This window comes from Chroococcidiopsis sp. [FACHB-1243] (assembly GCF_014696895.1).
Taxonomy (GTDB): Bacteria; Cyanobacteriota; Cyanobacteriia; order Cyanobacteriales; family Chroococcidiopsidaceae; genus Chroococcidiopsis.
This window is the reverse complement of the sequence record NZ_JACJQX010000039.1, coordinates 45,554-63,273: the sequence shown is the minus strand read 5'-3', so window position 1 is coordinate 63,273 and position 17,720 is coordinate 45,554. Positions and strand designations below refer to the sequence as shown.

21 protein-coding genes and 1 pseudogene are annotated in these 17,720 nt (G+C 45.5%); 18 read left to right on the top strand and 4 right to left on the bottom strand.

Features of this window, described 5'->3' with window-relative positions; all coding sequences use genetic code 11:
- Positions 1-120: 120 nt before the first annotated feature.
- From H6G17_RS24920 to H6G17_RS24865, 12 genes are all read left to right on the top strand, one after another.
- The gene (locus H6G17_RS24920) at positions 121-264 is read left to right on the top strand and encodes a hypothetical protein (protein ID WP_199316981.1); all 144 of its coding nucleotides are present in this window, start codon (positions 121-123) and stop codon (positions 262-264) included.
- Positions 265-292: 28 nt separating this feature from the next.
- The gene (locus tag H6G17_RS24915; protein ID WP_192161266.1) at positions 293-1,825 is read left to right on the top strand and encodes an NAD(P)/FAD-dependent oxidoreductase; all 1,533 of its coding nucleotides are present in this window, start codon (positions 293-295) and stop codon (positions 1,823-1,825) included.
- A gap of 111 nt (positions 1,826-1,936) precedes the next feature.
- A complete protein-coding gene (gene hxlB / locus H6G17_RS24910; RefSeq protein ID WP_192161265.1) occupies positions 1,937-2,497 on the top strand; it encodes a 6-phospho-3-hexuloisomerase in 561 nt (186 codons plus the stop codon).
- Between the two features lie 59 nt (positions 2,498-2,556).
- Entirely contained in the window at positions 2,557-2,976 is a 420-nt protein-coding gene (locus H6G17_RS24905) for an orotidine 5'-phosphate decarboxylase / HUMPS family protein (RefSeq protein ID WP_192161264.1), read from the top strand.
- 85 nt (positions 2,977-3,061) lie between these two features.
- The gene (locus H6G17_RS24900; protein ID WP_199316980.1) at positions 3,062-3,535 is read left to right on the top strand and encodes a cupin domain-containing protein; all 474 of its coding nucleotides are present in this window, start codon (positions 3,062-3,064) and stop codon (positions 3,533-3,535) included.
- A 30-nt stretch (positions 3,536-3,565) separates the two neighbouring features.
- Entirely contained in the window at positions 3,566-3,769 is a 204-nt protein-coding gene (locus H6G17_RS24895) for a hypothetical protein (RefSeq protein WP_192161263.1), read from the top strand.
- Positions 3,770-3,779: 10 nt separating this feature from the next.
- Entirely contained in the window at positions 3,780-4,139 is a 360-nt protein-coding gene (locus tag H6G17_RS24890; RefSeq protein WP_192161262.1) for a nuclear transport factor 2 family protein, read from the top strand.
- An 83-nt stretch (positions 4,140-4,222) separates the two neighbouring features.
- Complete coding sequence (locus tag H6G17_RS24885) at positions 4,223-4,678, top strand: hypothetical protein (protein ID WP_199316979.1); 456 nt, start codon at positions 4,223-4,225, stop codon at positions 4,676-4,678.
- A 36-nt stretch (positions 4,679-4,714) separates the two neighbouring features.
- Positions 4,715-5,578 carry an alpha/beta hydrolase gene (locus tag H6G17_RS24880; RefSeq protein ID WP_192161261.1) on the top strand — a complete coding sequence of 288 codons (864 nt, stop codon included), beginning with the start codon at positions 4,715-4,717 and terminating at the stop codon, positions 5,576-5,578.
- Positions 5,579-5,629: 51 nt separating this feature from the next.
- Positions 5,630-6,223: a c-type cytochrome gene (locus H6G17_RS24875; RefSeq protein WP_192161260.1), complete on the top strand. Its 594-nt coding sequence runs from the start codon at positions 5,630-5,632 to the stop codon at positions 6,221-6,223.
- A gap of 32 nt (positions 6,224-6,255) precedes the next feature.
- The gene (locus H6G17_RS24870; RefSeq protein WP_192161259.1) at positions 6,256-6,858 is read left to right on the top strand and encodes a c-type cytochrome; all 603 of its coding nucleotides are present in this window, start codon (positions 6,256-6,258) and stop codon (positions 6,856-6,858) included.
- Positions 6,839-7,063, top strand: a complete 225-nt coding sequence (locus H6G17_RS24865; protein ID WP_192161258.1) for a hypothetical protein — start codon at positions 6,839-6,841, stop codon at positions 7,061-7,063. Before H6G17_RS24870 ends, H6G17_RS24865 begins: the two co-directional genes overlap by 20 nt.
- A gap of 30 nt (positions 7,064-7,093) precedes the next feature.
- Here H6G17_RS24865 and H6G17_RS24860 read toward each other — a convergent pair.
- The 3 genes and pseudogenes from H6G17_RS24860 to H6G17_RS24850 all read right to left on the bottom strand — a co-directional run bounded on the left by H6G17_RS24860 (position 7,094) and on the right by H6G17_RS24850 (position 9,106).
- Positions 7,094-7,771 (bottom strand): annotated as a pseudogene (locus tag H6G17_RS24860) (IS1 family transposase).
- A gap of 707 nt (positions 7,772-8,478) precedes the next feature.
- Complete coding sequence (locus H6G17_RS24855) at positions 8,479-8,874, bottom strand: type II toxin-antitoxin system VapC family toxin (protein ID WP_192161257.1); 396 nt, start codon at positions 8,872-8,874, stop codon at positions 8,479-8,481.
- Entirely contained in the window at positions 8,861-9,106 is a 246-nt protein-coding gene (locus H6G17_RS24850) for a type II toxin-antitoxin system PrlF family antitoxin (RefSeq protein ID WP_192161256.1), read from the bottom strand. Before H6G17_RS24850 ends, H6G17_RS24855 begins: the two co-directional genes overlap by 14 nt.
- Positions 9,107-9,270: 164 nt before the next feature.
- Between H6G17_RS24850 and H6G17_RS24845 the strand changes: the two genes are divergently transcribed.
- The 6 genes from H6G17_RS24845 to H6G17_RS24815 all read left to right on the top strand — a co-directional run bounded on the left by H6G17_RS24845 (position 9,271) and on the right by H6G17_RS24815 (position 16,066).
- Entirely contained in the window at positions 9,271-9,519 is a 249-nt protein-coding gene (locus H6G17_RS24845) for a DUF2281 domain-containing protein (RefSeq protein WP_192161255.1), read from the top strand.
- A gap of 1,187 nt (positions 9,520-10,706) precedes the next feature.
- Entirely contained in the window at positions 10,707-11,612 is a 906-nt protein-coding gene (locus H6G17_RS24835) for a bile acid:sodium symporter family protein (protein WP_192161253.1), read from the top strand.
- A gap of 80 nt (positions 11,613-11,692) precedes the next feature.
- Positions 11,693-13,063, top strand: coding sequence for a cytochrome P450 (locus tag H6G17_RS24830; RefSeq protein ID WP_192161252.1), 1,371 nt, complete (start codon positions 11,693-11,695; stop codon positions 13,061-13,063).
- A gap of 257 nt (positions 13,064-13,320) precedes the next feature.
- Complete coding sequence (locus H6G17_RS24825) at positions 13,321-13,671, top strand: cupin domain-containing protein (protein WP_015155598.1); 351 nt, start codon at positions 13,321-13,323, stop codon at positions 13,669-13,671.
- A gap of 181 nt (positions 13,672-13,852) precedes the next feature.
- Entirely contained in the window at positions 13,853-14,218 is a 366-nt protein-coding gene (locus H6G17_RS24820; protein WP_192161251.1) for a DUF305 domain-containing protein, read from the top strand.
- A gap of 414 nt (positions 14,219-14,632) precedes the next feature.
- Positions 14,633-16,066, top strand: a complete 1,434-nt coding sequence (locus H6G17_RS24815; protein WP_192161270.1) for an ATP-binding protein — start codon at positions 14,633-14,635, stop codon at positions 16,064-16,066.
- An 87-nt stretch (positions 16,067-16,153) separates the two neighbouring features.
- On the opposite strand, the gene H6G17_RS24810 is transcribed toward H6G17_RS24815, so the two are convergent.
- The gene (locus tag H6G17_RS24810; RefSeq protein ID WP_192161250.1) at positions 16,154-17,716 is read right to left on the bottom strand and encodes a GMC family oxidoreductase; all 1,563 of its coding nucleotides are present in this window, start codon (positions 17,714-17,716) and stop codon (positions 16,154-16,156) included.
- Positions 17,717-17,720 lie beyond the last annotated feature (4 nt).

The window sequence follows — 17,720 nt, the reverse complement described above, 5'->3', positions numbered from 1 at the left end:
CTTGGGCAGAGGCTGACATATGGCGAGCGTCTTTGAGTTTCATGGCACACTCCAGACTTAGCTACTTTTTTATGTTAACTAATCCCTGCTCTGGTTAGTAAGTTCACTCACACCACCCAGATGGACTGGATGCTACCTGGCTTAGCTCCCACAGGGAAACGGGTTGAAGTGGCAGTGGCTCCGCTGCCCGTTGTGGGTGTTGAAAGTGCGCGGAAGGCGATCGATCCGAGCTTGTCCTCAAACAAACTAATCGATCGCACCTAAGCACGAACCCTGATTTCTCACAACAATTATGGTTGCTCAAAAAAATCAACGAATTGCAGTCATCGGCGCTGGCATATCAGGAATTGCAGCAGCCAACATACTCAAAAAAAATGGATATGAGGCTGTTGTTTTTGAGAAGTCTACTGAGATTGGTGGTGTATGGGCAGTAGCATACCCAGAAGTTCGCCTTCAGAACATCAGTTCGCAATATCATTTATCCGATTTTCCTTGGACGTTCGCACCCGATTTACATCCTACGCAACTCCAAATTCGACAATACCTGGATGCAGCAGTCCATCATTTGCAGATTGATGTTCGCCTCAATCATGAAGTGCTTGCACTTGAAGAAATAGCAGCGGGCTGGCGAGTGCGATTCCAAAACCAAGCGGGATGTCACGAAGACACATTTCCCTATGTCCTGATTGCTACAGGTCAATATCTTCAGAAATATCACCCAACATTTGCAGGAGAAGTAGATTTTACAGGTAAAGTTGTCACAGAAAGGGAGATTAAATCCCTCGACATTTTTAATGACAAGTGTGTTGCAGTTGTCGGATTTGGCAAGAGCGCGATCGACATGACTGTACTAGCGGCGCAGCGGGGTCAGCAAGTCTACCACATCTTTCGTCAACCCAGATGGCTGATCCCCCAACGGATTTTGGGTCTCCACTATACCCACGTCTTATTCAGTCGCATCAATTCTGTCATGACTCCAAGCTGGGCGTATCCAACGACCGTAGAGCGATTCCTCCATCAGCGTCTCAATTTCATTGTTTCCAGTTTTGGGAGGCTGGTTGAGTTAATTTTGCGGTTACAAGTTCAATGGATGAGGTTTGGGAGAGACCAAGCTGCTGCTGACCGATTAAAAATCGTACAGCCAACGCACTCTTTAGTGTCTGACTTACGATCGGCTACCGCAGTAGCACCAGATGCTTATTATAGGTTCGTGGCAGAGGGTCGGATACAACCACATCAGGCAAAATTATCCGGTTTTTTTGAGGAAACGATAAAGTTAGAGCAGGGTCAGGAAATTCACTGCGATGTCGTTGTGTTATCTTTAGGTTCGCAGACTCCAGTTTTTTCCTTTCTGCCTGAAAGGTATCGACATTTGCTGGAGGTTCAAAAGGATGGAGTACAACTGTACCGACACTTAATCCACCCAAGAGTTTCCAATCTTGCTTTTGTCGGTTTCAATCATGGGTTTTTACACGTACCTGCCGTCGAAATTGGCACGCTTTGGTTTTGCGCTTATCTAAAAGGCGAGCTGGAATTGCCATCAGTCGAACAGATGGAGCAAGATATCGAACAAGTCCGCCAATGGAAGAGGGCACATATCCGCTTTGAACCCACTCGTGGCTCTGGGGTTAACGTCCGTTACCAGCAATACATAGACATCTTGCTGCGAGATTTAGGGGTTTCGAGCTACAGAAAAATGCCTAATATTCTGGCGGAGATTTTTGCCAGATACAATTGCTCTGACTACAAAAATGTACTGGAAGAGTATAACCGCAACAAAACAAGCCGGACAACACCTCTGCGTCCGCTTGCGGTTGCGACATGACATTCCCCTGAAGAGTATTGGCGACAAAAGAATCAGTTTCTAAAGAGCATACGCGAGAAATAAATGGATGTTAACCATATCTCACTCCCAGTAGTAACCGTTTGTACACCAATGCAAGCAATTTTTACTCAAGCGATTGGATTAGTTTTGGCAGAAAATCAGCGCGTATTGCATACTATCAATTACCCAGAGGTCGAACAACTGGCGCAGAAAATTGTAGACGCAGAGCGAATCTTTGTCATGGGTGAAGGTCGTAGCGGCTTGGTAATCCGCATGGCAGCAATGCGACTGATGCATTTGGGTTGCCAAGTCTACGTCGTAGGTGAAACAACGACACCATCGATTCGATCCACCGATTTGCTCATCGCTTGTTCTGGATCGGGCAGTACTAAAACTGTGTGTGCGATCGCGGCTCAAGCAAAGGCAGTTGGAGCATACCTTGTCGGAGTGACGGTTAATAAGCAATCTTTGTTGGGGCAACTTGTCGATCTTTCAATTGAACTAGCAGCAGCGACAAAGCAAGATTTGAATAATAGCGCATCGCAACAATTTGCCGGTTCTTTATTCGAGCAATCAACCCTACTATTTTTTGATGCTTTGTTCTATGTTCTGTCGCAAACACTCAATAAAAATACTCATTTACTCCTGGCTTTGCACACCAATTTAGAGTAATATCTTTGCCATCGATCGCATCACTTAAAATTATCAAATAAAATCATCAAAATAATACCATGAAACCCTATCTTTGGATCGCTTACGATTACACCTCTACGTCACAATGCCTAGCAATGTTGGATACAATTCTGGAAAAGCACCCAGATCGAGACATTATTCATGAAATCGGTAGACCGACGCTGCTTCATGCGGCACTAGAGGGAGTGAGTATCGTTGCTGAATTTCGTAAGCGATTGAACAATCGTCAAATGCTCGTAGCTGACTTTAAAGGCTTTGATGTTCCCTATAGTGCAGAAGGTAGTTATTACTATGCGGCTGGAGTCGATTTAATCACAGTCATGGCAGCGGCTCCAAATGAAGCGATTCAAGAAGCGATTCTTGGTGCAAACATCCACCAGAAACGAGTTGCTTTCGATCTGATGACTTACCAAAAAGTTTTTTGTCCTCAACCACGTTTTGCAATACAACCATCATGAATTGCTCTGGGTTTGGGATGATGACTCAAAGCCAAACAATAGCTCGTTCACACTACCAACTACCTAACAAACAGGAGAAATTACAGTGATTCTCCCTCATGAACTGTTAATGAAACCAGGTCAAGGGACTTCCCTCTCTATTGTGGGAGATATCCTCACCTTCAAGGCAGTGGGTGAAGACACCGCTGGGCAATACACCCTTGTCGAAGTTCAAGTCGATCCTCAAATTGGACCGCCGCCTCATATTCATCATCGAGAAGATGAAGCATTCTACATCCTAGAGGGCGAACTTGAGTTTCAACTGGACGATCGAATCGCGATCGCCACACCTGGAACTTTTCTTTATTCGCCGAAGGGTCATCTGCATAGCTTTAGAAACAATACCACACAGCGTGCCAAGATGTTAGCATGGTTCATGCCTGCTGGAATTGAAAGATTTTTTGCCGAAATTGGGGTTGAAGTAGACAGTCCAGACGCTCCATCCATCCCAGCTACTCCTGAAGCAATCGAGCGAGTTTTGGCAGTAGCACCTAAGTATGGCATCGAATTCAAGACATGAATTGGAAATGTGTTGCAACAATTTTTCTACTTGCTATATACGTATAGCCGCAGCAGTGCTTTTTTCAACAATCTTGCAGCACTGCTCGCAGGACAGCTTTTTCTTCCTGAAGACGCTGCCTACGAACAGGTACGCCAACTCTGGAATGGCAAGGTGAAAACCCAACCCACTGCGATAAACGGAAATACGATCCGGATGATGTCTTTCGTTCAACGACCGGACATCTCGCACTAAAGGAGGCATTATGAAGTCCAACCAAAGTGTCGTTATAGAGCGACTGCAACAAGCACAGAACGCACATGACCTAGAAGCATTTTTAGCTTGTTTTGCACCTAACATTCAGAGCGACCATCCACTCCATTCCGAACGGGCTTTTCAGGGAATCGAGCATATCCGTAAGAATTGGACTACCATATTCCACGACATCCCAGATTTTCACTCTCACTTACTGCGTTCGGCAGTTGAGGGTGATACGACCTGGGCTGAGTGGCACTGGTTTGGCACCCGTCGCGATGGGATGCGGTTTGGTATGCGCGGAGTGACCATTCTTGGCATCCAAGCGGATCGGATCGAGTGGGCACGCTTGTACATGGAACCTGTGTAAGCGTACAGGTTTGCATAAATACGCTATAGTACTGTATTTATTTTTTTGCCACACGACTATTATGAGTATCAAACCATCTAAAGTTGGCATTGTGGGTGCGGGAAATGTCGGCGCAGCCGATCGCAAAACAGATTCAGGTAGAACTGGGTCAGGTAACGCACGATCGCGCCAATGCCATTATCAAACGTAAAGGATATACGAGCTACGGTGTTGCAACTGTTGTCGCTCAACTCGTCGATGCGATCGGGTGGGATGAAAAGCGGATATTTACGGTGAGACAGCGCTGCAGGAGGGTTTCCCTCCGTAGGCGACTGCGAACCCGAAGGGTTTCTACCAGAGCCGATCCCGCTTATGACGTGGGAAATGAGGTGGTGCTAGGACTGCCCTGTATCATTGGTAAGTATGGCATTGAAAGCCGCCTCGTGTTGCCGATTCAGTCGGTCGAGCAAAACCTACTTCAAGCCTCTGCTACAAAGCTTAACGATACTTACCAGGCAACTTTTGGCAGATATAAGCCCTGTTTCCCAACAGTTGCCTGAACAACCCTGAGTTATTTTGTCAAAAAGGAGACTCTAATGCCTTACATTACTGTCGGTAAAGAAAACTCTGCCAACATCGAAATTTACTACGAAGATCTTGGAGCGGGGCAGCCCGTTGTGCTAATTCACGGGTTTCCTCTGAGCGGTCATTCTTGGGAAAAACAGGTGTTGCTACTACTGGACGAAGGCTATCGGGTCATCACCTACGATCGCCGAGGATTTGGCGCTTCCAGCCAGCCGTCGTTTGGCTATGACTACGATACCTTCGCGGCGGATCTCAACCAGCTGATGACAGAACTTGACCTGCGCGATACAGTGCTGGTTGGCTTCTCGATGGGGACTGGCGAAGTGACGCGCTATCTCGGCAAGTACGGCTCGGAGCGTGTCAGTAAAGCCGTGCTCATGGCTCCAGTGCCACCCTTTCTGCTGAAGACAGACGACAATCCCGAAGGAGTCGATCGCAGTGTCTTCGATGGTATTATGAAGGCAATTGTTGAAGATCGCCCAGCCTATCTGTCGGCATTTTTCCAAGACTTTTTCAACGTAGACGTACTGGGAGGCGATAGCGAAGCGCTACCCGCAAAGCGGGAACGCATTAGCAAAGATGCCATCCAGATGAGCTGGAATGTCGCGGCAGGAGCTTCTGCTAAGGCAACTTTAGACTGCGTACCGTCGTGGTTGACCGATTTCCGTGACGATCTGCCACGCATCGACGTACCAACTCTAATCGTTCATGGGGATGCCGATCGCATCCTGCCACTGGAAACGACCGCCGCGAGACTACCGCAGCTAATTAAAAACAGTCGGCTTGTGGTCATACCTGGCGGTCCCCATGCTATCAACTGGACTCATGCCGATCTGGTCAATCCTGCACTACTGGACTTTCTCAAAGAAAATTAATTCGGTCTTTCAATGCCTCTCGATCGACTCTATCCATCCTAGAGGTGAGAAATGAAGAGTAAATGGCGGATTTTGTCAAGTTTTCTATTTTTAGTAGTTTTCATCAGCGTAGTCTCATTGGGAGTAACGCAAGCAAATAGTCGTAACGATTTTGCTCGCGATTTAACTAACCCGCGTCTGATTCAACGCGGGAGGTATATCGTTACGGCATTAGGTAACTGCGCTGGATGTCACAGTCCGAATAAGTCACCCGACGATCCAGAATGGTTAGCTGGTTACTTGCCAGGAACTCCAGGGCAACCGTTTCAAGTCGGTGAATTCCAAATTTATCCGTCCAATATTACCCCCGATCGCAAAACGGGAATTGGCAGTTGGACACCACAAGAGGTCTTTAATTCTTTGCGTCACGGACGCGATAAAGACGGTAAGACAATTTGTCCGCCCATGCCTTGGGCTTATTATCGCGACCAGAGCGATCGCGATAATTGGGCAATTGTCGCTTACTTAAAAGAAGGGATCAAACCAATTAGAAATCAAATCCCCGAAAACACTGCACCTGGGGGAATGCGCCCCGACTGCGCCCCACTGTTCCAAAACTTACAACCTTTACCGGATTATCCGGCTGCGAACGAGACTAACGGCTAGTACGTACTCTTAAATTGCCTAGAAGGTGTGAAATGAATAGAAGATGGCGCGTTTTGTCAGGATTTCTCTTTCTACTGGTTCTTTTCAGTGTCGTGCTACTGAAGGTGACACCCGTTTACAGTAGCAACAACTTATCTAGCGATTTAACTGACCCGCGTTTAATCCAACGGGGGCGATATTTGGTCACGGGGGCGGGTCATTGTGCGGGTTGCCACAGCCCCAATCAAACTCCTGACGATCCTCAGTGGTTGGCTGGATATTTGCCAGGAACCCCAGATCAACCCTTTCAAATCGGTGAATTCCAAATTTATCCATCCAACATCACCCCTGACAAAGAGACGGGAATTGGTAGTTGGACACCAGAGCAAGTTTTCACTGTCTTCCGCCAAGGACAAGACAAACACGGTAAGACAATTTGCCCACCGATGTTTTGGAGTGTATATCAGAACTTGAGCGATCGCGATACTTGGTCAATTGTCGCTTATCTCAAAGCAGGCATCAAACCAGTGAAAAATCAAGTTCCTGAAAATACAACACCCCAAGGGACGCGCCCAGATTGCACGCCACTGTTCCAAAACTTACAACCTCTACCTGCTTATCCTGGAAAAAACGAGATTGGCGTGTGGCGTAAATAAGAATTTTTCATATACTCGTAAAACTGGTACGGGTTCAGACGTACTGGGCATCGGCACTGCTACCAATGACGTTGGTATCGTCACTTCTCCCAAGGGAAGACAAATTGCGATCGCAGTATTTATCGTTGGTTCAAAGGCAACTTTAGAGGCACGCGAAAGAGTAATATCTCATATTGCTGCCGCAGCGGTCAAGGCGATCGAATGATGGGTAGTGATACGGAAGTAGTGGTGAGGCTCAAACCCTGCTCAGCTCGACATTGTAGCCATGAATGAAGTCCCAAATCGCTCCAATATGATTGTTCAACTTTTTGGAGAATGATAGACTTTCTCTTACTAGTCGAGAAACCCGTTGTCTGAAGGTATTATTTAATCGTTCAATCTGATTAGTTAGACCTGTTTCCTTACCAACAGCTCGATGACGTTTAGGGGGAATAACTATTTTATAAGCCTGCCAAAAATCTGTATAGGAGAAGGCACATTGTTGATAAACCTCTGGTAAAGAAGCCCACAATTTACGGGCTGATTTTCTCGTTCTATCTCCCACAAAACAACCGACAATTTTTCGAGAATTGCGGTCAATCGCTAGCCAAATATAAACCCCATTTTTCTTGCTATCAACAAATGACCACATCTCATCGCATTCAATGACCAAATTACCTAGTGATTTGACTAAAACCTTGACCTGGCGCGGAGTACGAGCTAGCTTTTGATTGACATACTCTTGCAATCAAGACCAACTTACTTGAGTCACTCTGGCAATTACTCGCAATGATATCCTTTCAAGTAAGAGTCGATCGATCGGCTGTTTCGTCTCCTTTGAAACAGTAGTTTTAGTAGGACTGATAACAAATTGACGACCATAGCTTTTACACTGATATTTTGGTTTACCATTATGAACTGAACCATTTTTCATCAAATGCTCAGAGCTACAGGTAGGGCAGACCCATTCTGAAGGTTCTTCACATATTTTTTGGGATAGTTCTATTGACTCTCGTGTTAATTTTGGCAATAGTAATCCAAATGAGTAAAATAAGAACGCTAAAATTGTTGTCATCAAAAATACTAATTCTAGGCAAGTATATGAGGGTTATTTGTACTAGCTAATATTATACAGAATGCTAAAGGGACAAGAATTACAACTCACCACTACTTCCATATCACTACCCAAATTAGGGAAGTGGTTTAATTTTTTTTCGCGATCGCTTTTTTCAGATAAAGTCTAAATCTCAACAGCTTTGCTAATATGCCAGAAAAGAAAAAGCGATCGCTGATGTATAGACGCAGTGTTCAAACCCATGTATGTCGAGATATTTTAAAATGGGTGAACCAAAAGTGGGTAAACCAGCCGATTTGACTAGTCTTCTACTCGTCTAACGTACTTAACAAAGGGCTTGGCTAGCTTTACGGCACAACCGCCAGATTACCGGAAGAAATTAGTTTCTTCTAATACGATCGCGTGTTCTGCCCTTTCTACTGCCTGCATCCAGTCACGTCTAAGTTGAGAAAGATCTAGTAGGATATCGGTCTACAAGGTCTACAGGTCTACAGTTCGTTTGAAAGCCCTGAAAAATACAGTATTGAAACTGTAGACCAAGGATCTACTCTTGGATCTACAGTTAACTAGTCTTGCGTCAAGCACCTAAAACCCCTTTCTCCTTTGAGTTTGCGATCGAAGGAGACTGTTTCTTGGCAACCTGCATGAATTGCGATCGCCCCAATTAAATAATCGGAAAAATCGGCTTTACCCTGCTTTGCTCTCTGCAATGTCTGATAAACCACAGAACGATTCTCGAACTCGAAAGTAGGGCTTTGCAGCATCATCTCGAAGGTATTAAGAATTTCCTCTCTGGCAAATTTATAGGGGTTGCCTCGCAAAACCCACACTAATTCGCACAGCACAATATTGGCGATAAAGCATAGTTGTCCGCTTTCTATTACCTCACAAGCTTGTTGCCACTGGCTTTCGTCATCGCGGGTTAAGTAGCGAACCAAAACATTAGTATCAAGTCCAACCACTTGCACCCTCGGCGATCGCTCGTTCCATTTCCTCGATCGTTGCTGCTTTCATTCCCTCACGATGCAGAATTCCAGATAACGCTTTGGCAGGAATATTCAAAGGGATAACTTTTACCTGTCCGTCAGCATCAATGACAAAATCAACCTTACTGCCTACATCTAATTTCAAATAATCCCGAATCTCTTTCGGGATTGTGACTTGTCCCTTACTCGTCACTGTGGCGCTAGTCATGCTTTAGTTCCTTACATTATCTCCTTACTTAATTGTAATACTCAAGCTGTAGCTCATGTATTGGTAGCTCGGCTTTCACGATTGAAAGCGAGATCGCCTACAACTTCAACCCCACCAGTGTAAATTGTGAGAGCAGGTAGATTAACATCGCGGGGGTAAGGTAGATGAATGTGGAACAATTGCTGCTGCAAAAATGGCGATCGCTATCAAAAGACAAGCAACAAGAAGTGATTGATTTTGTTGAGTTTCTGGAGTTGAAGAAAACAACCGCTACTGGGCAACAAGCCGCACCCGAGACTAAAGCACCGCTAGGCGATCGATTGCGGCAGATTCGCGAGGAAATTGTTGCTTCTGGTGAGCCATTACTGGATTGGGAAGGAATAGAACGTGAAAAAGCCAAGCAAAGAGGATGAGATCGAAGCCAAAGAGTCAAACCGCTCCGCGATCCCGAAAAACCATAGCATATCCGGCACTGTAGATTTTAAAACTGGATCGAAAATGCTGCTTGTTTCCCGCAGGTGTGGATCTGTAGATCGTTGTGGATAACTGTGGATTGCCGATCGCCTTGTTTTGATAATTTGACAGGTAACAGCGATCGCGATATGTTTTCAGATACACTGAATTGTCATCAAATTCTGACCGTTGAGACAAAATCGAGATAGGTATAATTGAGAATAGTTATAAGTCTTACGCTATAAGGATTAGAGCTATTTAAAAGCATCCTTGGTAAGGGTGAGGTCATGAGTTCAATCCTCATTACGGGCTTTAGATGAAACCCTCTCTAGTAGAGGGTTTTCGCGTTTCTAGGGGTGGTTCGGGTAGCTCGATCGTTCTCACTCAGGATTACTATTAATGGATACAGAGAGCTATTTAACTCTACTGTAATTGTCTATTCAGTTTTCAGTTTCCATCGCTAGTCTGTTAGTCCTTGTCTTTCGTGCCACTGAGCAATAGATTCATCGGGATAGCATCATGGGAATGAAACACATTGACGTATAAGATCCTGAATCACCAAGAGGACGTGCATTAATTGCCAAAGCCTTATACCAATTCTGTTTATTTTTGCACTAAATGAGATCTCCCCTAGCCCCCTTATCAAGAGGGCTAGGGGAGATCGCCTCCAAGCGTAGTTTTGAAAAAATGGTATTAGAAAGAATTGGTCTGTGGGCAGCGATGCTTCATGCTTGGATTGACATAGAAATATCGCCAAACTTCAATTAGTAAAATCTCCAATTTGTAGTAGAATTGCTTGTTATTTACTAAAAGTGATATCTCGTGAGCCATTCTACACAAACATATCATCACGTAAGTAATTGTCGATACGTTGCTTGGCTTTGGTTTAAACGCGCTCGAGCTTCAGTTAATTTCAAGATTTAAAACCTGCATAATTCAATGAAACAATAATCGGGAAAAGTTAAAGAGCAAGTCACCAGATTAGCAATTTTGCTCTCAGTTAAAATTTATAATTTCAAAGCCTCTTTTTCTAGACACTCAGCAAGCTTCTCGATGGCTACAGAAAATCCAATACACGTAGAGATCGCTTGTCCAACATGGATGCTGCTGCACAACGCTGATTCAAGAAACTAACCTTGCCGAATCTATGCAAACCAGCTTTTTTACCGCCGTCCTCTTACCGATAGGTCTAGCAACCGTAATGCTAGGCATGGGGTTAACCCTCGTGCCAGAAGACTTTCAACGAGTCACCCGCTATCCCAAAGCCGTCGCTATTGGTCTAGTCAGTCAATTGCTCTTTCTCCCCATCGTCGGCTTTCTGGTCGCTTCGATCGTACCGATGCAGCCAGAAATGGCAGTGGGATTAATGGTACTGGCTTTGTGTCCAGGCGGACCTTCTTCCAACATGATTACTTATTTGACGAAAGGAGATGTCGCCCTTTCCGTGACTTTAACGGCTTTGAGTAGCGCCATTACCGTATTCACAATTCCCATCTTCGCAAATCTATCACTGCAATATTTTATCGGACAAAATGCGGCGATCGCCTTACCAATTGGGCAAACGATGCTGCAAATTTTCGCGATCGCCATATTACCAATTGTTTTGGGAATGTCGATTCGGCAAAAGTTTCCCGACTTAGCCCGCCGACTAGAGAAGACCGCGAATCGGCTTGCCGTTGCCTTCCTCGCTTTAATTATCGTGGCAATTATAATTCACGAGTGGAATCGCATCCCCAGTTTTATCACCCAAGTTGGAATTGGAGTAGCACTACTGAATATAATCTCAATGGCGATCGGGTTTTGGTTTGGCAAGTTGTTTAATTTGAATTTTGCCCAACGGATCTGTATTGCAATTGAGGTGGGAATTCAAAATGCGACGCTAGCGATCGCGATTACTGCCGGACTGTTAAACAATCCCGATATGGCTGTTCCTGCTGCGATTTATAGCTTAGTTGCCTACGCCACCGCCATTCTTACCATTTTTTATGGGAGAAAATCTGTTCAAAAGATTTATCAAGAGGAGAGCGCCAACAGTCTATCAACTCGACTTTAGCGATCGCACTACACGACAGAATAAGTTTGACCGGATCTTCAGCAAAATCTTCTTACCTTTTTTTCGCCCGAAGTTAACCGATGATTTCACAATCTCGACTTCCCAATGGTTCGTCAGCTCCTCGTTGGCTGCAAAAAATTCAGTACGCCCGCAACTCGCTCGCCTACATGGACGCTGCAAAACGTTACGGAGATATTTTTAACGCTCCTGTAATTGGCGATCGCGATGTTGTTTTATTTGTCAGTAATCCTACTGCACTACAGCGCCTTTTTGCCAATGACACAAAGCAATTTATTACGCCGCCTAACCAACTATTGCAACCGCTAGTTGGAGATAACTCTATTTTTACATTAGAAGGTTCTCGCCATCGCCGAGAGCGTCGATTGTTAATGCCACCTTTTCATGGAGAACGAATACAAGCTTACGGACATTCGATCTGTGAAAGGGTTGATAAAGCGATGAGTTCGCTGTCGATTGGCACTCGGTTTTCTGCACGTCAGTTGGCACAAGAAATCTCTTTAGAAGTGATTCTAAAAGTCGTTTTTGGGATTCACCAAGTAGACCGTTTCGCTCATCTCAAGTCACTATTTATTAGACTCACAGATTCACTTCAATCTCCTTTAATTGCAGGTTTACTTTTCTTCCCATCGTTGCAAAAAGATTGGGGAGCGCGAAGTCCTTGGGGATATCTTCGCTCTCTGCAACGACAGGTGAGCGAACTGTTGTACGCTGAAATTCGCGTGAAGCGAAGCTATCTCGAAGAGAATCGCCGCCGCCACGATCCCGCGGGTTCAGACATCTTGAGTTTAATGATTTCAGCCCGCGATGAAACAGGTCAACCGATGACCGATGCCGAATTGCATGATGAGTTAATCACGCTACTATTAGCGGGTCAAGAAACAACTGCAAGTGCGATCGCTTGGGCATTGTATGCGATTCATCGTCATCCCCAAGTGGGCGAGAAGTTGCTTGTCCAACTGGAGCGCTTGGGCAAGTCATCAGATCCAACAACCGTCGCGCAATTACCTTACCTGACAGCTGTTTGTCATGAGAGTTTACGCCTTTTCCCCACTGTTACTCTCACCGTTCCTAGAGAAGTCAAAGAACCTGTAGAACTGATGGGTTATCAACTAGAACCTGGAACGAGACTTTATGGCTGTATTTATCTAACTCATCAGCGCCCAGATCTCTATCCAGAACCTAAATTGTTTAAGCCAGAGCGCTTTTTAGAACGAAAGTTCTCGCCTTATGAATTCTTTCCCTTCGGCGGTGGTGTGCGTCGTTGTCTTGGGGAAGCATTAGCGCTATTTGAGATGAAATTAGTCGTAGCTAAAATGCTTTCTTGCTATCGATTGGCGATCGCAGATCGCTCGCCCGAATATCCTGTGCGCCGAGGTGTGACTTTTGCTCCTGCGAGAGGGGTGCAGATGATCTTACAAGAAAAACTTTGAGTATGCGAGTTTATCTTTGTTACATATGACACCATGGCTGATGGGGTGACAAGAGAGCTGAACCGGTTGACTGACACGCTCATTTAAATTTAGTAGTTGAGCAAACACTAAAAATATTCAACAGAATGTAGCATAGTCAACCGTAGGAAATACAGCGATCGCTGAATGCTTTACTGCTAGGTTGACATGTTTGTCGAGCCAAACTTCAACCACCTACTAGTGTTGACTATATAAAGTTGGGAGTTACGGTTGAGCTGATGTACGAAAGAATCTTTGACCTCCAAACCTTCGCATGCTTTTCTGACCAATGCGCTCAAGTCACTGAAGTTGTGGTGACGGATAACTCTAGTGTTGCAGTTTGGGCGGTACAACCTGGACAAAAGGTTGAAGCTCATCTTCACCCCAGCGGACAGGATACATGGGTAATGCTAAAAGGAACGCTGACTTATTATTTAGGGGACGGTCAGCGCCAAACACTGAGTGTGGGTCAATGTGCTGTTGCAGATCGATCGCAGATTCACGGAGCCGTGAATGAGGGTACAGAAGATGCTGTATTTGTTTCTATCTATTCAGCTCCACAGATTGGGTATGTCAAAGCATTGCCCTAGTTCGACATTATTCAGCCGAAATCTCGATTGACTCAGAGATTTTTTAGTAGGAACTCAGCGATTTCTCAGGCAATCCTTTTAGAGTAATTCTTTAAAGGTCATAGTTGGATCGGGGCGATCGAGCTAATCTAACTCTGAAACATCAGTATGACACAAATTCAACAGAAGGAAACTCACTCGCATGAATACTCTTGTAAAAAGTATTGCCTTTACAACTATTAGCTTAGCTATAGCAACTACCTCCGCAAGTGCTACACAGTCAAATAATGTAGATACTCGCATGACTAACCATGCTAATACCATCGAACTGAATAGCCAAATAGCTCAACAATCTCCATCTAGTCCCCTGAATGAGACAAGATCTAGGCGTTTCATTGATGAGATGATTATGCTTCGGATGAAAATGGTTGAAGCAGCAGAGTCAGCACTTCAATCTCCAAATCCTGAAGTCAAACGTATGGCACAGGAAACTATCAAAACTAGTAACACTGAAATTAAAAAAATGATCGAAATGCGGGGAAAATTTGGTATATATGAAGATGGTTAAGTTAGCCGAAGAACCACTTTAAATAATTTAGTACTTAGCAAAGCGCAATTTCTTGTTCTCTAATTCGACCCAGAGTTTTACGCGATCGCTCTTTATCCTCAGCCCCATTTCCGACTCGATTACCTGCAAAATCTTATTCTCTTCTATCTGAACGGGAATATTGGCTTTTCTACCGTCCTCTTACTATTTGTGGGACAAGGACTAACTGGGACGCGCGACTTGCTAGAATTCCTTTGGGCTGGTAGAAACATTACATTGAGCAATGCGACTTCGTGAATCAAACCTGTCCAGCCAAAACTTCACAGAGCCAAGTAGAGAAGGCACTAAAGGTAGCGCAGGCATCTCGCCTGTGAGGAGCAGAATAGAATTATGCAGGGAAGCAGGGGGGACTCGGAGTCCCCGTCTTTGAAAGGGATGGGGAGAGGGGGACAGAGAACATTTTCTGAAGTATGGCGGCTCGATCCGTTTTCATTGCGATCGCGTTTAACAATTGGGATTGCAACTGTTTCCTCAGTAGGCTTGGGTAGCATTGCTATCTGGACGGGATGGCAAATGCAGCGCATCCTAATTAACAGCCACAAACAGGGAATTGAATACATAGCTGAACGCCTACCGCACGATGTAGAACTCTACAGTGAAATGTTGCCAGTAGAAACAGGCTTAAGCAAAGCAATTAATAACCTGACGACTGCTGATACCCTTCTATGGGTAAAGCATCCTGATGGGAAAATTACAGCTAAGTCTGTCAGTCTCAAGATGCAGAACGATCGAAGTACGGCTGCTGCTTTAATGTCCCTAACACAAATGCCGTCTCAAGCCCAAGTCTCCGAAGTTAACGGACGCTACTTTGTGCTACGTGGCAGCTCATTGCAAGTCCGAGGGAGAGCAATCGGTCAACTGTTCGTGGCAAGAGACATTTCGCGCGATCGACAGATGTTTTTGGCAGTGGTGGGGAATTTGGGCATTATCAGTATAGGAGTACTGCTGGCAGTGACAGTAGCGATCGCTTTCTACTTGAAGCGATCGCTTCAACCTCTGCGCCAATTAAGCCAAATGACTCAGTTAATTTCGGCTGAAGATTTAGGGCGATCGCGATTGAATCTCGAACGCGCACCTAGCGAAGTGAAGGAACTGGCGCAAACATTTAATATGTTATTATCTCGCCTCTCTCAAGCTTGGGAACGAGAACGGGAATTTGTCAGCAATGTTTCCCATGAGTTGCGCACGCCGCTGACAATCGTGCATGGATACTTGCAAAGCGTATTGCGACGACAGCATAACTTAACAGAAACTCAACAAGAAGCTATAGAAACTGCTGCATCTGAAGCAGAACGTACCATCCGCCTCTTACAAGATTTACTCGATTTAGCCAGGGCAGATAGCGGTTATTTGCAGTTTCGGATCGATTCTTTTATACTCAACGATCTAGTAGCGGAAGTGGTGGGGATGGCACGTCAATACAGCGATCGCGCGATCGCAATTGAGACAGAAACTTATCCCATCGTTGTGAAAGCAGACTACGATCGTCTCAAGCAAGTTTTGCTCAATTTAATTGATAATGCAATCAAATATTCTGAGCCAGATACGTCTATTCAAGTGACACTAGACACTCAACCAGCAACAGCAATTATTCAAGTTTGCGATCGCGGCTATGGGATTCCCTTGCAACACCAATCTCGGATCTTCGAGCGTTTTTATCGCGTTGATGAAGCCCGTACTCGCACTACTGGAGGTTCTGGTTTAGGATTGCCGATTGTCAAAACTTTAGTCGAGGGAATGGGCGGTAGCGTGACATTGCGCTCAAAATTAGGCGAAGGTAGCGTATTTACAATTAGTTTACCTGTATAGCTGCTAAATACCAGTAATACGATCTCCGGTTAAGTATCCGTCGTTATAATCGCAGCCAAGAAATGAAAAAATTATGGTGGCAGACTACTACATCAACTGTTTCAACAAATAATCGCCCACTCGTAGAGCATTAGCAACGATCGTTAATGTTGGATTTACTGCGGCACTGGAAGGGAAAAAGCTACCATCAACGACATAGAGATTATCGATCTCGTGAGTGCGACAATTGAGATCCAATACAGACGTTGTGGGATCTTCGCCAAAGCGACAAGTTCCGCATTGATGCCCTACTGCTTGTAGCGGGATTGTGTTGCGGGGGTAAAGACTGAAGGGAATGAAATGTTCTGCTCGATCGACCTGCTTGAGAACAGTCGCCCAACGTTGAATCAGTCGGCTAGCCGCATCGGTATTATTGGGTTTGTACTCCAGGTAGAGGCGATCGCCTTCTACTCGCACTCTGTTGTCAGGGTCGGGTAAATCTTCGGTCTGTAACCACCAGCCTACACTACGGTCGGCGATCGCTTTCAGTTCTGCTCCCGGTCGAAGTTTTAACAAAGGAGCTAGTAAAGCAGGGGCTTGGGCAGGTAACATATCTGCTAGCACGTTGCCCGTGTTCTGCACCAAGCCCATTGGATAAGGAAAGCTCAGCTCCCCCCAATAGAAATCGCTGATGCAAATGGTCTTTTGATAAACATCTGAATTGAGCTTGGTACTCAGTTGCACCATCGCCGTGCAGTTGTGCTTCATCAGGTTCCGCCCTACCTGACCGGAACTGTTTGCCAGCCCGCTAGGATGCCGATCGTTTCGCGATCGCAACAGCAACGCGGCTGAATTAATTGCACCACAGGCAACTACGACAATATCGCTTGTGAAAAATTGATGCTCTCCGTTAATTTCTGCTTCAACACGAGCGATCTCTCGACCAGAGGGACTGGTGTGCAGGCGCGTGACTTTGGCTGCTACGAGCAAGGTAACGTTTGTGCGATCGCGAATTGGTTGAATGCAGTTGACTTCAGCATCTGCTTTGCCGCGAGTTAAGCAGGGAAACCCATCACACGTATTGCAGCGAATACAGTTCTCCAAGCTGCGATCGACTTCATTGAGTTTCAGTCCCAAAGGGAGGTTAAATGGATGTAAACCTACCTGGGTTAGCAAATTGGCAAGTTCTTGCATCCGAGGTTCGTGGCGTACCGCAGGGTAGGGATAAGGCAAGCTTCGAGGTGGCTCAGTCGGGTCGATACCAGACTGCCCATGCACGTCGTACAATTCTTCTGCGCGATCGTAATAGGGTTCAAAGTCACGGTATTTCAGCGCCCACTCTGGCGAAATACCCTCTTTATGTTCGACCTGCTCAAAATCCCGTTCTCGCAATCGCAGTAAAGCCGCACCGTAAACTTTAGTATTGCCACCTACCCAGTAACCAGTTGCGGGACGAAAAGTTTTGCCGTTCGTGTCATACCAGCGTTCCTGGGTGTGATACCGCTCTCGTTGATAAACTTCTAAAGCACTCCAGTTCTCTTTCTCGATGGGTAAAAATGTGCCTCGCTCCAAAATCAAAATCTTTTTACCACTAAAAGCGAGACGATACGCCAGCGTACCACCGCCTGCTCCCGTTCCAATGATAATGACATCGTAATGTTGTGCGGTCATGAGT

Bases quoted from the DNA above. Each gene is read 5' to 3' on its own strand.
- H6G17_RS24920 (WP_199316981.1), top strand. From the start codon at position 121: ATGGACTGGATGCTACCTGGCTTAGCTCCCACAGGGAAACGGGTTGAA.
- H6G17_RS24915 (WP_192161266.1), top strand. From the start codon at position 293: ATGGTTGCTCAAAAAAATCAACGAATTGCAGTCATCGGCGCTGGCATA.
- hxlB (WP_192161265.1), top strand. From the start codon at position 1,937: ATGCAAGCAATTTTTACTCAAGCGATTGGATTAGTTTTGGCAGAAAAT.
- H6G17_RS24905 (WP_192161264.1), top strand. From the start codon at position 2,557: ATGAAACCCTATCTTTGGATCGCTTACGATTACACCTCTACGTCACAA.
- H6G17_RS24890 (WP_192161262.1), top strand. From the start codon at position 3,780: ATGAAGTCCAACCAAAGTGTCGTTATAGAGCGACTGCAACAAGCACAG.
- H6G17_RS24880 (WP_192161261.1), top strand. From the start codon at position 4,715: ATGCCTTACATTACTGTCGGTAAAGAAAACTCTGCCAACATCGAAATT.
- H6G17_RS24875 (WP_192161260.1), top strand. From the start codon at position 5,630: ATGAAGAGTAAATGGCGGATTTTGTCAAGTTTTCTATTTTTAGTAGTT.
- H6G17_RS24870 (WP_192161259.1), top strand. From the start codon at position 6,256: ATGAATAGAAGATGGCGCGTTTTGTCAGGATTTCTCTTTCTACTGGTT.
- H6G17_RS24850 (WP_192161256.1), bottom strand. From the start codon at position 9,106: ATGACTAGCGCCACAGTGACGAGTAAGGGACAAGTCACAATCCCGAAA.
- H6G17_RS24845 (WP_192161255.1), top strand. From the start codon at position 9,271: ATGAATGTGGAACAATTGCTGCTGCAAAAATGGCGATCGCTATCAAAA.
- H6G17_RS24835 (WP_192161253.1), top strand. From the start codon at position 10,707: ATGCAAACCAGCTTTTTTACCGCCGTCCTCTTACCGATAGGTCTAGCA.
- H6G17_RS24830 (WP_192161252.1), top strand. From the start codon at position 11,693: ATGATTTCACAATCTCGACTTCCCAATGGTTCGTCAGCTCCTCGTTGG.
- H6G17_RS24825 (WP_015155598.1), top strand. From the start codon at position 13,321: ATGTACGAAAGAATCTTTGACCTCCAAACCTTCGCATGCTTTTCTGAC.
- H6G17_RS24820 (WP_192161251.1), top strand. From the start codon at position 13,853: ATGAATACTCTTGTAAAAAGTATTGCCTTTACAACTATTAGCTTAGCT.
- H6G17_RS24815 (WP_192161270.1), top strand. From the start codon at position 14,633: ATGGGGAGAGGGGGACAGAGAACATTTTCTGAAGTATGGCGGCTCGAT.
- H6G17_RS24810 (WP_192161250.1), bottom strand. From the start codon at position 17,716: ATGACCGCACAACATTACGATGTCATTATCATTGGAACGGGAGCAGGC.